This window comes from Nocardioides epinepheli (assembly GCF_037936805.1).
Lineage (GTDB): Bacteria > Actinomycetota > Actinomycetes > Propionibacteriales > Nocardioidaceae > Nocardioides.
The window spans coordinates 158,092-170,353 of the sequence record NZ_JBBMMC010000003.1 but is presented as its reverse complement, the minus strand read 5'-3'; the positions used below and the strand labels follow the sequence as shown (position 1 = coordinate 170,353).

Here is a 12,262-nt window from a genome sequence, read left to right as displayed (position 1 = left end):
CGACCACCCTGGAGACCACCGATGAGCACCGAGCAGATCTTCGGAGGCAGGCTCACGATGCGGCACCTGGTGCTGCTCACGACGATCGCCGACGAGGGCTCGTTCGTCGGGGCGGCGCAGGCCCTCTACAGCAGTCAGCCCGCCGTCACCCGGTCGGTGCGCGAGGTGGAGTCGCTGGTCGGCGTCGAGCTGTTCTCACGGGGGCCCCGCGGAGTCACCCCGACCCAGTTCGGCGAGATCCTCATCGACCATGCGCGATCGGCCCTGGGCAACCTGCGCCGTGCCGCGGAGGAGATCCGGGAGATCCGTCGTTCGGGAGTGCGGCCGGTACGGGTCGGGACCAACCTGGCCGGTGCCCATTCCCTGCTCCCCCGCGCGGTCGTCGCCCTCAAGCAGGCGCGACCGGAGATCACCGTGAGCGTCGTGGAGGGCACCGCGGAGCAGCTGAGCACCAGCCTGCTGCGCAGCGATCTCGACCTGTTCGTGGGGCGTCTGGATCCCGGTACCTACCGAGGAGCGCTCCACCACATCCGCCTCTACGACGAGGCGGTGCGGCTGGTCGTCCGGCGCGGGCATCCGGCGCTCGAGGCGCAGGCTCCCGAGCTCGCCGACCTGCTCGACTACCCATGGATCCTGCCGCTACGGCCCAGCCAGTTGCGGATGGAGATCGACGAGGTGTTCGCCGACCAGGGACTCCCTCTGCCCGTGAACGTCGTCGAGTGCTCGACCCTGCTCACGCTTCAGCCGATCCTGCTCGCGACGGACGCCATCGCGCCTCTGCCGAAGCTCGTGGCCCTTCGCGACGAACGACTGGCGCTGCTGCCGGCGAACATCGACACGGTGCCGCGAGCGATCGGGGTGACGCTTCCGGCCGATCGCTCCGTCGGGGTGCACACGCGTCGCTTCGTCGACATCCTCGGCGAGGTCGCCCAGACCCTCACCGAGGCCCTCACCGCCTCCGCGAGCGAGCCGGCGCAGACCCCGAGTCCGTGGACGTTCGCCTGACCGGCCGAGACGATCAGGTCGCCTCGCCTGCGACCCGCGCCAGCGTCGTCGAGATGCCGGTGGCGGCCGCCCGGACCGCGGTGGCGTGAGACTCGGGCCGGAACCGGCCGATCGGTCCCGTGACGCTGATCGCGGCGAGCGCGTCGTGGCCGTGGGCGTCCAGGATCGGCGAGGCGACGCAGCACAGGCCGAGGCGGGACTCCTCGTGCTCGTAGGCGAGTCCGGTCTCGACCACCGCGTCCAGCTGTCGGACCAGGAGGCCCGGAGCGACGACCGTGCGAGGCGTCCGCCGCTCCAGCGGCGCCTCCAGCACGCGCTGCCGCAGGTCGGGGGCGGCGTGGGCGAGCAGCACCTTGCCCAGGGCGGTGCAGTGCAACGGCATCCGGCCACCGAGCCGGGAGGGGCTGCGCGCCTGACGGTGGCCGCCGATCTTCGCGACGTAGATGACGTCCGAGCCGTCGGCGACGCCGAGGTGGACGGTCTCGTGGGTGCGCTCGTAGAGGTCCTGGAGGAAGGGCATGGCGATCTCGTGCAGGCTCCGCTCCACCGCGGCCCGCAGGCCCAGCTCGAACATCCCCGAGGAGAGCCGGTACCCGTCGGGCGTCTTGTCCAGCAGGCCGTGCGCGACCAGGTCGGCGGCCACGCGGTGGGCGCTGCCCTTGGCGATCCCGGTGCGGCGGACGAGCTCGGCGAGCGGGAGCACCGGGTCGTCGGTGAACGCGCGCAGGAGCGCGACCGCCTTCCCCAGGACGGTGTCGAGAGCAGGCGCGGGGGCGCCCTCGCGCCCGTCGGCGGACATGACCGGAGCGTACCGGTGAGTGGAACACATCCCTTTCGCCGACGCAGCTCGGTCCCGCACGATCTCGCCATGACCAGTTCCCCGACCTCGGTCGAGACGGCGGTGACCGCGGCGGCCGAGCGACTCCAGGCGGCGGCGGAGACCGCGGTTCCCTGCGCGCCGGTGCGTGACCTGATCGGTGCCACCGACCTCGACGCCGCCTACGCAGTCCAACGCCGTCTCCACGCTCGTCGGACCGCGGCCGGCGCCTCGGTCGTGGGCCGCAAGATCGGCCTGACCTCGCCGGCGGTCCAACAGCAGCTCGGTGTGGACCAGCCCGACTTCGGCGTGCTCTACGAGGACATGGCCTTCGACGACGGCGCCACCCTGCCGGTACGCCGACTGCTGCAGCCCCGAGTCGAGGCGGAGATCGCCTTCGGGCTGAGCGAGGACCTCGACGGGGACGATCTCGACCTCGACCGGGTCCGCGCCGCGATCGGCTGGGCCGCCCCCGCGCTCGAGATCTGCGACAGCCGGATCCGAGAGTGGGACATCAGCTTCGGCGACACCGTCGCCGACAACGCCTCCGCGGGGCTGTTCGTGCTCGGCGAGGCCAGGCTCCCCCTCGATCGGGTCGAGCCCCGGGAGGTGACGATGACGATGTCGGTCACCGGCCAGGAGACCTCGACGGGCACCGGCGCGGCCTGCCTGGGAGACCCTCTGCAGGCGGTGCTGTGGCTCGCGCGCCAGAGCACCGCGTTCGGCCAGCCGCTGCGGGCCGGAGAGGTGATCCTGTCCGGCGCCCTCAGCCCGATGCGACCGCTGCTCCCCGGTGCGTCCGCGCACGCCGTCATCGACGGACTCGGAGAGGTCACGACCCGTCTCGGCCAGGAGGAGGCCTCATGAGCACGACCACCCCCGCAGCGACGCCGGCGACGCCAGACGCCCAGGTCCCCGACGCCGGCGCCGAGCCGGCGCTCGGCCGGGACCGCGCGAAGGTCGCGATCATCGGCTCGGGCAACATCGGCACCGACCTGATGATCAAGGTCCTGCGCACCGCCGAGCACCTCGAGATGGCCGCCATGGTCGGGATCGACCCCGACTCCGACGGCCTGGCCCGCGCCGATCGCCTCGGAGTGCCGACCGTCGCCACCGGCGTCGAGGGCCTCCTCGCCCTGCCCGGCTTCGCCGAGATCGACATCGTCTTCGACGCCACCTCCGCCAAGGCCCATGAGCACAACGCCGGCCTGCTCTCCCCCCACGGCACCCGGCTGATCGACCTGACGCCCGCCGCGATCGGACCGTACGTGATCCCGGCGGTCAACCTCGACCAGCACCTCGAGGCGCCAAACGTGAACATGGTGACCTGCGGTGGGCAGGCGACCATCCCGATCGTCGCGGCGATCGCCCGCGTCGTCCCCGTCCGGTACGCCGAGATCGTCGCCTCGATCGCCTCGAAGTCGGCCGGCCCGGGCACCCGCGCCAACATCGACGAGTTCACCGAGACCACGTCCGCGGCCATCACCGAGGTCGGCGGCGCCGAGCGGGGCAAGGCCATCATCATCCTCAACCCCGCCGAGCCGCCGCTGATCATGCGCGACACCGTCCTGTGCCTAGTCCACGCGCCGTCGCAGAGCGAGCGGGACGCGATCGGCGAGTCGGTGACCTCGATGGTCGCCGACGTCGCGGAGTACGTCCCCGGCTACCGCCTCAAGCAGGAGGTCCAGATCACCGAGGTGCCGGCCGACCAACCGGTCGACACCCTGATCGCACCCGGCGCCCCCCGTCCTACCCACCAGGTCTCGGTGTTCTTGGAGGTCGAGGGCGCGGCCCACTATCTCCCCGCCTACGCCGGAAACCTCGACATCATGACCTCGGCCGCACTCCGGGTCGCCGAGCAGATGGCCGTCCAGCCCCACCAGGAGACCCGATGACCGAGGACACCACGACCGAGGCGACGACGCCGATCTTCGTCCAGGACGTCACCCTGCGCGACGGCATGCACGCCGTCCGGCACCGCATCGAGCTCGACGACGTGCGCGCCATCGTCACCGCGCTGGAGGCCGCCGGGGTCGACGCCATCGAGGTCGCCCACGGCGACGGTCTCGCCGGCGGCTCACTGAACTACGGCCCCGGCTCGCACACCGACTGGGCGTGGATCGAGGCCGCCGCCGAGGCGATCGACACCGCCCGGCTCACCACCCTCCTCCTTCCCGGCGTCGGCACCATCGAGGAGCTCCGGACCGCCTACTCCCTCGGGGTGCGCTCGGTGCGCGTGGCGACCCACTGCACCGAGGCCGACATCTCGGCCCAGCACATCGCCGCGGCACGCGAGATCGGGATGGACGTCTCCGGCTTCCTCATGCTCTCCCACATGGCCCCGCCCGAGGAGCTCGCCCGCCAGGCTCGCCTCATGGAGTCCTACGGTGCCCACTGCGTCTACGTCACCGACTCCGGTGGACGCCTGACCATGAACGATGTCCGCGACCGGGTGCGCGCCTACCGCGACGTCCTCGATCCGGCCACGGAGATCGGCATCCACGCCCACGAGAACCTGTCGCTGTCGGTGGCGAACTCGGTGGTCGCCGTCGAGAACGGCGTCTACCGCGTCGACGCCTCCCTCGCCGGCCACGGCGCCGGCGCCGGCAACTGCCCGATCGAGGCGTTCATCGCCGTCGCCGACCTGTCCGGCTTCGAGCACCGCTGCGACCTCTTCGCCCTCCAAGACGCCGCCGACGACCTCGTCCGCCCACTGCAGGACCGCCCCGTCCGGGTGGACCGGGAGACCCTCACCCTCGGCTACGCCGGGGTCTACTCAAGCTTCCTGCGCCACGCCGAGGCGGCTGCCGAGCGGTACGGGGTCGACGTCCGCGACATCCTGATGGAGTGCGGCCGACGCCGCCTGGTCGGCGGCCAGGAGGACATGATCATCGACATCGCCCTCACCCTCGCCGCCGCCGGGACCCCGCAGAGCGCCTGACCGCGACGAGCGCCGATCGGGACGTGCCGGATCGCTAGCTGCAGCCGCGGAAGGACGTCGCGGGCCACCGTCTCGAGCACCTCGACCGAGCCGGCGTAGGGCTCCTCGGGGCGGGGCCAGTGCGTGCTGCCGTTCCACCACCGCAGCCATGAATGAATCCTGCCAGCCAGGCCGGCGGCCTATCGCTGCGCCGACCCGGCGACGCGGGGAGCGCGGAGCCAGACCGCGACCACGAAGACCGCGCCGATGGCGCAGGTGACCAGCGCCCACCGCGCGGGCTCGTCGACGAACAGGGCCGTCATCGCGATCGGCGGCGCCGAGGCGAGCATGGCGACAGCGGCGAGCCGGAAGCCGGGGGCGTCGGTGACATAGGAGTAGGCCAGCCAGAACACGACCAGCGCCGCGGCGACGGCGAGGACTCCGAGGACCTCGGCCCGGTGGTCCGGTGGTGTCCAGTCGTCGAAGCCGGAGCTCTCCGACCTCAGAGGCTCGCCGAGGCTGAAGCCCCACCAACCCGCGAAGCCCAGCGAGGCGAGCAGGGCGAGCAGTCCCACGACCCCGATGACGGCCGCGGACACGCCGACGACCACCCGGGCACCCGGGAGGAACGAGCCGAGCAGCGTGGCCATCACGACGAAGACCGCAACGACCACCGCCGCCCCGACCTCGCCGTCGAGCGAGTCGTCGATCCCGGCGTCCTCCAGGAAGTACAGGTAGAACCGGCCGAGGCCGTACAGCGCGGCGACCGCAGGCGCGCCGTGGCCGGTGAGGATCGTGCCGCCGACGCCGAGGGCGATAGTGAGGAACGCGATCAGGTACGCGACGTCGCTGGTGCCGGCGTCGAGGAACTCGCCGGCCATCAGACCGGTCCCGACGGCACCGAAGGCCAGCGGCCAGGCGGCCAGGTCCGCGCGCACGCCGGCCGCGTGGTTCCGCCACCACAGGGCGACTCCGCCACCCAGGAGGGCCAGCGTCGCCACGACGCCGGACAGGCGCAGTCCGGTGGACGCGGCGCGCGGTTCAGAGAAGGCCCAGGAGATGAGCACCGCCGCCGAGAGCAGCCCGACGGCGAGTGCCACGAGCACGGCGTCGAAGCGCCGGTCCAAGGGGCTCGCATCGCCCTCGCCCCTCGGGATCGCGATGCCGAGCGGTGGACCGGACCCGTCGTCCATCGAGGGTTCGGTCGGGGGTGGGGGGAGATGGCTCACCGGCGCATCCTCCCCGCTGGGAGCGGCTCAGTCTCGCAAACGCGGAAGGACGTCGCGGGCGACCGTCTCGAGCACGTCGACCGAGCCGGCGTACGGCTCATCAGGGCGCGGCCAGTGCGTGATGAGGTCGGTGAAGCCGAGCTCGGCGGCGCGGCCGGCGATCTCCTCGAAGAGCGCGACGCTGGTCAGGGCGAACCGGCCGGTGCCGGAGAGCAGGGGCGCGGCGTCGGTGAGCAGGTAGCGCGGCAGGTTCTCGCGGCCGGCCGCGGCGATGCCGTCCTCGAACCGGGCGGACGCCGTCGCGAGACCGTCGAGCCAGTCGTCGACGGTCTCGGCGGACGGTCCGGTGGTGATCCAGCCGTCGCCGACCTCGGCAGCGAAACGGACCGAGCGCGGCCCGTTGCCGGCCACGAGGAACGGCGTGCGGCGCTGGGCCGGAAGGGTGCGGGCGTCGTCGAGGGAGAACCAGCGCCCGGTCGTGGTGACGTGGTCGCCGTCGCGCAGCGCGACGAGGAGTCGCACGAACTCCTGGAACCGGTCCACGCGCTCGCCGACGGAGAGGGCCTCGGCCCCCAGCACCTCGGAGTCCCGGTTGCCGCCGGTGCCGACCCCCAGCAGGAACCGGCCGGCGCTGAGGTCCTCCAGTGCCTGGGCGTCGCGGAAGAGGAGGTAGGGGTGCCGGAAGTTCGGCGAGGAGACGAGGGTCCCCAGACCGATCCGCGAGGTGACCTGCGATGCGGCGCCGAGCACCGGCGTCGGCGTGGTCCAGGGGGCGTCGGGGAGGCCGCCCCACACGAGGTGGTCGTAGGTCCAGGCGTGGTCGAAGCCCATCTCCTCCGCCGCTCGCCATCGCGGCGCCGCCTCGGCCCACGGCAGGTCGGTGAGCAGGGTGATCCCGAAACGCATACCGAGAGCGTAGGCGGGGGCGCGCTCCGGCTCTCCGCGGCCGGGCGGGCCGGCATGTTACTGACCGTTGTGACCTCTGACCTGCTCTTGTAAGAGCAGGTCAGAGGTCACAACGGTCAGTAACAAGTCGCAACGGTCAGTAACAAGCCGTGCCGCAGCCGCAGCCGCAGATGGACGGGGCGGCGAGGGCCAGGTCGAGCGGACGTGGGGGCGCGCCCGGTCAGCGCTCGACGGCCAGGGTGAGCGGGAGGACGGCGGTGGCGTCCCGGGCGCGGAGGGCGGCGGCGGCGCGGGTGAGGGTCCAGCCGGTGACGACGAGGTCGTCGACGAGGAGGACGGCGCGGCCCTCGACCGGCTCGTCGAGCTCGAGGGCGAAGCGGCGGCCGACCGCGGCGACGCGCTGGGCGGAGTTCATGGCGCCGCGGCCGGGCTCGACGTCGGGGTCGACGACGGCGTAGCGGCCGAGCACCGGCTTCTTGAGGAACCGCGACAGGTTGCGAGCCAGGTCGGCGGTCAGCGTGGGCCGGCGCACCGACTCCACGAACACCAGGCCGTCGACCTGCGGGCGCCAGTCCATGAGGACCTCGACCATCGCGCGGGCGAGACCGTCGGGCACCGGGCCCTCGCCCGACCCTTCGGCGAACAGGCTGCGCAGCACCTGGCCGTGGCCGAGGTCGGTGAGGCGGGCGATCGCGCGACCCTCGTCGGCGCCCTCGGCGATCTTGCCCTTCAGCCCCTCCGACCCTGACACGCCCATCGAGGGGAGGCCCGTGGGCCACATCCGCCGCGGCTCGATGGGGACGCCGGGACGGCTCAGCCGCTCCTCCGCCTCGGCGACCGCGGTCTCGGACACCTCGAGGTCGAGGGCGAGGCCGCCGCAGTTGTCGCAGCGGCCGCAGTCGGTGGCCTCGGGGTCGTCGAGCTGCTCGCGCAGGTAGCGCATCCGGCACTCGTCGGTGGTGAGGTAGTCGAGCATGGCCCGCTGCTCGCGTTCGCGGGCCTCGCGCACCCGGCGGTAGCGCTCCTCGTCGTAGGTCCAGTCGCGACCGGTGGCCTCCCAGCCTCCGCGCACCCGCCGGACCGCGCCGTCGACGTCGAGCACCTTGAGCATCTGCTCCAGCCGGGTGCGGCTGAGCTCGACGCGGGTCTCCAGCGCGGCCGTCGACAGCGGCCGCCCCTCCTCGGCCAGGACGTCGAGGGTCTGGCGCACGACCGGCTCGGGCGGGAAGGCCAGCGAGCCGAAGTAGGCCCAGATGTCGCGGTCCTCGAGAGCCGGGAGCAGGACGACCGTGGCGCTCTGGTCGGGGCCCAGGCCGCGCCCGGCGCGGCCGACCTGCTGGTAGTAGGCCACCGGCGACTGCGGCGCGCCGAGGTTGACGACGAACCCGAGCGCGGCGTCGAAGCCCATGCCGAGGGCGCTGGTGGCGATCAGGGCCTTGATCCGGCCGCCGGCCAGCGCCTCCTCGAGCGCGAGGCGCTCGGTCTGCTCGGTCTGCCCGGAGTAGGCAGCGACGTCGTGGCCGCGCGAGCGCAGATAGTCGGCGACCTCCTGGGTGGCGGCGACGGTGAGGCAGTAGACGATGCCGGAGCCGGGCTGCTCGGCGAGGTGGTCGGCGAGCCAGGCCAGGCGCTGCTGGGCGGTCTTGAGCCGGACGACACCGAGGCGGAGCGAGGCCCGGTCGAGGCTGCCGCGCAGCACCAGGGCGTCCTCGCCGAGCTGCTCGGCGACGTCGGCGGTGACCCGCTCGTTGGCGGTGGCGGTGGTGGCCAGCACCGGGATGCCGTCGGGCAGGTCGTCGAGCAGGGTCCGGATGCGCCGGTAGTCGGGGCGGAAGTCGTGGCCCCAGTCGCTGATGCAGTGCGCCTCGTCGACCACCAACAGGCCGCAGGTGGCGGCCAGCCGGGGCAGCACCTCGTCGCGGAAGCCGGGGTTGTTGAGCCGCTCGGGGCTGACCAGCAGGACGTCGACCTGGCCGGCCGCGATCGCGGCGCGGGTCTCCTCCCACTGCTCGAGGTTGGTGGAGTTGATCGTGACCGCGCGGATCCCGGCCCGCTCGGCCGCAGCGATCTGGTTGCGCATCAGCGCCAGCAGCGGGGAGACGATGACGGTCGGACCCGCGCCCTCGGCGCGCAGCAGCAGGGTGGCGACGAAGTAGACCGCCGACTTGCCCCAGCCGGTGCGCTGGACCACCAGCGCCCGGCGCCGGTCGGCGGCCAGCGCCTCGATGGCGCTCCACTGGTCGTCGCGCAGCGCGGCGTCGTCGCGCCCGACCAGCGCGCGCAGGTGCGCCTCGGCGCGCTCGCGCATCGACTCACTCACCGCCGGCTCCGCGCTCATGACTCGTGTGTATCAGGCGCCGCCGACAGCCCCACAGGGTTCCGCAAGGATTCCGAAAGGATCGCGCGGACAGTGGTGGCATGCACCGGAACGCGTCGCGGCCTGCCCCGTCCACCACCTCGGTCCTCCTCCAGGAGCTCGCCCAGGCGGAGCGCCAGGACGCCGAGCGCGAGCAGGTCGTGTTCGTCACCAATGCCGTACGCCGGCGCGGGGGCCTGCGCACCCGCGCGGAGAGCCACCGGCCGGTGCTGGCGGTGGTGATCCGCTGACGGCGTCCGCCGGACGAGGCGAGCCCGCTACCAGATCCGCACGCGCTCGGACGGGTCGAGCCACAGGCCGTCGCCCTCGACGGTGCCGAACACCTCGTGGAACTCGTCGAGGTTGCGCACGATGTTGGCGCGGAACTCCGGCGGGCTGTGCGGGTCGATGGTGAGGTACTGCTGCTCCTGCTCCGGGCGGCGCTTGGTGCGCCACACGAAGGCCCAGTTCAAGAACAGCGTGGTGCGACCGTCGTCGGTGACCGGCTCACCGTGCCGGGCCCGGTTGATGGCGTAGGCCTTCAGCGCGATCGTGAGACCGCCGAGGTCGCCGATGTTCTCGCCCACGGTGAGCGCGCCGTTGACCCGCTCGCCGGGCAGCGCCCGCGGCTCGAAGCCGTCGTACTGCTCGATGAGGGCCTTCGACTTCAGCTCGAAGGCGGCCTTGTCGTCGGGAGTCCACCAGTCGTTGAGGTTGCCCTGGCCGTCGTACTGGGCGCCCTGGTCGTCGAAGCCGTGGCCGACCTCGTGGCCGATGACGGCGCCGATCCCGCCATAGTTCTCGGCCGGGTCGGCGTCGGGGCTGAAGAACGGCTTCTGGAGGATGCCGGCCGGGAAGCAGATCTCGTTGGTGCCGGGGTTGTAGTAGGCGTTGACGGTCTGCGGCAGCATGAACCACTCGTCGCGGTCGACCGGCGCACCGATCTTGGCGAGCTGGCGGGCGGTCTCGAAGGCCGAGGCCGCCTGCACGTTGCCGAGCAGGTCGTCGCGGCGGACCGTGAGGTCGGAGTAGTCGCGGAACCTCTCGGGGTAGCCGATCTTCGGACGGAACGTGGCGAGCTTCTCGTAGGCGCGCTCCTTGGTGGCCTCGGTCATCCAGTCGAGCTGGGAGATCGACTGGCGGTAGGCCTCCAGCAGGTCGGCGACCAGCTCGTCCATCAGCGCCTTCGAGGTCGGCGGGAAGTGGCGGGCGACGTACTTCTTGCCCACTGCCTCGCCCATGGCTCCCTCGACGAACGCGACCCCGCGCTTCCAACGCGCGCGCAGCTCGGGGGTGCCGTTGAGGGTGCGGCCGTAGAAGTCGAAGTTCGTCTCCACGAAGTCGTCGGTGAGATAGGCGGCGCAGGCACGCAGCACGTGGCTGACCAGCCAGGCCCGCCACGACTCGACCGGGATCTCGTCCAGGACGGTCGAGAGGTGCGAGAAGTACGACGGCTGGCGCACGCACACCTCGGCGATGGTGGCCGGGTTGCCGCCGAGGTTGGTGATGTAGGCGTCCCAGTCGAATCCCGGGCAGAGCTCGACCAGCTGCTCGCGGGTCATCAGGTTGTAGGTCTTCTGGACGTCGCGGGTCTCCGCGCGCTCCCAGTGACCGGCGGCGAGCCGGGCGTCGATGTCGAGGATGGTGCGCGCGGCGGCCTCGGCGTCGTCGTAGCCACCGAGCGTCAGGAGCCTGGTGAGGTAGGCCAGGTACGCCTCGCGCTGCGGGGCGAACTTCTCGTCGCGGTAGTAGGACTCGTCGGGCAGGCCGAGGCCGCCCTGGTAGAGGTTGAAGATGTAGCGGTCGGAGTTCTTGTCGTCGTTGTCGATGTAGGACCCGAACAGGCCGTGCCCGCCGATCCGCTCGAACTCGCCGAGGAAGGCCGCGAGGTCGCGGACGTCGCGGATCGCCTCGACGGCGTCGAGCAGTGGCTGGATCGGCTCGATGCCGCGGGCGTTGATCGCCTCGGTGTCCATGAAGGAGGCGTAGAGGTCGCCGATCTTGCGTCCTTCGCCGCCCTCGTCGTCGAGTGCGTCGGGGGTCTGGCTCGCGAGAGACTCGATGATCTCGCGGACCTGCTCCTCGGCGGCGTCGGCCAGCTGCACGAAGGGTCCCCAGCTGGACCGGTCGCTGGGGATCTCCACGGTCTCCAGCCAACGGCCGTTGACGTGGCCGAAGAGGTCGTCCTGCGGGCGGGTGTCGAGGTCCATGCCCTCGCGGGCGTCGTCGAGGATGCTCACGAGATCGCAGACTATCCGGCCGGCTCGAACGCCTCCCCGGCGAGGACGGGCACCGCCCGGCCGTGATCGAGCCTGGAGGCGGCCGCGACGTCGGCGGCGAAGTCCTTCTCGACCAGCTCGCGCCCCGAGGCGCAGTCGAGCAGCGCGGTGGCCAGGTCCGGCGCCACCTGCTCGAACGCGGACGCCGCGAACCGGGCCTCGGGGCTGAACCCGTCGGCCCCCACGGCGTCGGTGAGGCGGGCCAGGACGGCGCCGGCGCCCCAGAGGTCCTCCACGGCCGGCCGCAGCGTGCCGTCGGGCCACCGCTCGCCGGCGGGGATGACGGCCACGCTCGCGCCGGACGCCAGCCGGGGCGAGAGCCACGCGGCGACCGCGGCGGCGTTGCGCAGGCAGGCGCCGACCACGGTCGCGCCGGAGTCCGCCAGCGCGAACGAGATCGCCGAGCCGTTGGGCGAGGGGAGCACCAATCGCGCGGGCAGCTCCTCGCTCGGGGCCTCGGCCAGCGCGGCCGGAGAGAGCGACACCCCGGCCTGCCCGTGGCGCGCCTCCAGCCGGCCGACGGCGAGCACGGCGTCCCGCTCGGCGGCGTACGCGGCGGCGCCGTCGTCGCGCCACCGATAGGGGTAGACCGTCATGCCGCGCTCGAGCGCGACGCTGAGCGTGGTGGTGAAGGAGAGGACGTCGACGACGACCGCCAGGTCGCTGCCCGACGCCAGCGTCGCGGCGCCGGACGCCCCCCACTCGAGCCGGACCCGGAAGCGGCCCTGGGTGTGAGCGGGGTCGACCACC

11 protein-coding genes are annotated in these 12,262 nt (G+C 72.6%); 5 read left to right on the top strand and 6 right to left on the bottom strand.

All coding sequences use genetic code 11. The features are described from left to right. Nucleotides 1–21 precede the first annotated feature (21 nt). On the top strand, nt 22–1,005 hold the full coding sequence (locus WMR31_RS05795; protein WP_340537832.1) for a LysR family transcriptional regulator: 984 nt from the start codon (nt 22–24) through the stop codon (nt 1,003–1,005). Nucleotides 1,006–1,018: 13 nt separating this feature from the next. Here WMR31_RS05795 and WMR31_RS05790 read toward each other — a convergent pair whose 3' ends face one another. Then, complete coding sequence (locus WMR31_RS05790) at nt 1,019–1,804, bottom strand: IclR family transcriptional regulator (protein ID WP_340537831.1); 786 nt, start codon at nt 1,802–1,804, stop codon at nt 1,019–1,021. Nucleotides 1,805–1,873: 69 nt separating this feature from the next. On the opposite strand from WMR31_RS05790, the gene WMR31_RS05785 reads away from it, so the two are divergent. The 3 genes from WMR31_RS05785 to dmpG are packed head-to-tail and all read left to right on the top strand — an operon-like array spanning nt 1,874 to nt 4,763. Then, a complete protein-coding gene (locus tag WMR31_RS05785; RefSeq protein WP_340537830.1) occupies nt 1,874–2,689 on the top strand; it encodes a 2-keto-4-pentenoate hydratase in 816 nt (271 codons plus the stop codon). After that, the gene (locus WMR31_RS05780; protein ID WP_340537829.1) at nt 2,686–3,717 is read left to right on the top strand and encodes an acetaldehyde dehydrogenase (acetylating); all 1,032 of its coding nucleotides are present in this window, start codon (nt 2,686–2,688) and stop codon (nt 3,715–3,717) included. The genes WMR31_RS05785 and WMR31_RS05780 overlap by 4 nt, the downstream gene beginning before the upstream one ends. Beyond that, complete coding sequence (gene dmpG / locus WMR31_RS05775) at nt 3,714–4,763, top strand: 4-hydroxy-2-oxovalerate aldolase (RefSeq protein ID WP_340537828.1); 1,050 nt, start codon at nt 3,714–3,716, stop codon at nt 4,761–4,763. Before WMR31_RS05780 ends, dmpG begins: the two co-directional genes overlap by 4 nt. Before the next feature lie 179 nt (nt 4,764–4,942). Here dmpG and WMR31_RS05770 read toward each other — a convergent pair whose 3' ends face one another. The 3 genes from WMR31_RS05770 to WMR31_RS05760 form a co-directional block, all read right to left on the bottom strand. Then, nucleotides 4,943–5,971, bottom strand: coding sequence for a hypothetical protein (locus WMR31_RS05770; RefSeq protein ID WP_340537827.1), 1,029 nt, complete (start codon nt 5,969–5,971; stop codon nt 4,943–4,945). 27 nt (nt 5,972–5,998) lie between these two features. Continuing rightward, nucleotides 5,999–6,877 carry an LLM class flavin-dependent oxidoreductase gene (locus WMR31_RS05765; RefSeq protein ID WP_340537826.1) on the bottom strand — a complete coding sequence of 293 codons (879 nt, stop codon included), beginning with the start codon at nt 6,875–6,877 and terminating at the stop codon, nt 5,999–6,001. Between the two features lie 220 nt (nt 6,878–7,097). After that, the gene (locus WMR31_RS05760; RefSeq protein WP_340537825.1) at nt 7,098–9,215 is read right to left on the bottom strand and encodes a RecQ family ATP-dependent DNA helicase; all 2,118 of its coding nucleotides are present in this window, start codon (nt 9,213–9,215) and stop codon (nt 7,098–7,100) included. Between the two features lie 80 nt (nt 9,216–9,295). Between WMR31_RS05760 and WMR31_RS05755 the strand changes: the two genes are divergently transcribed. Further along, entirely contained in the window at nt 9,296–9,484 is a 189-nt protein-coding gene (locus WMR31_RS05755) for a hypothetical protein (RefSeq protein ID WP_340537824.1), read from the top strand. Nucleotides 9,485–9,511: 27 nt separating this feature from the next. Here the strand turns inward: WMR31_RS05755 and WMR31_RS05750 are convergent, their stop codons facing one another. Both WMR31_RS05750 and WMR31_RS05745 read right to left on the bottom strand, forming a co-directional pair. Next, nucleotides 9,512–11,473 carry a M13 family metallopeptidase gene (locus tag WMR31_RS05750; protein WP_340537823.1) on the bottom strand — a complete coding sequence of 654 codons (1,962 nt, stop codon included), beginning with the start codon at nt 11,471–11,473 and terminating at the stop codon, nt 9,512–9,514. An 11-nt stretch (nt 11,474–11,484) separates the two neighbouring features. After that, a complete protein-coding gene (locus WMR31_RS05745) occupies nt 11,485–12,261 on the bottom strand; it encodes a 2-phosphosulfolactate phosphatase (protein WP_340537822.1) in 777 nt (258 codons plus the stop codon). Nucleotide 12,262 lies beyond the last annotated feature (1 nt).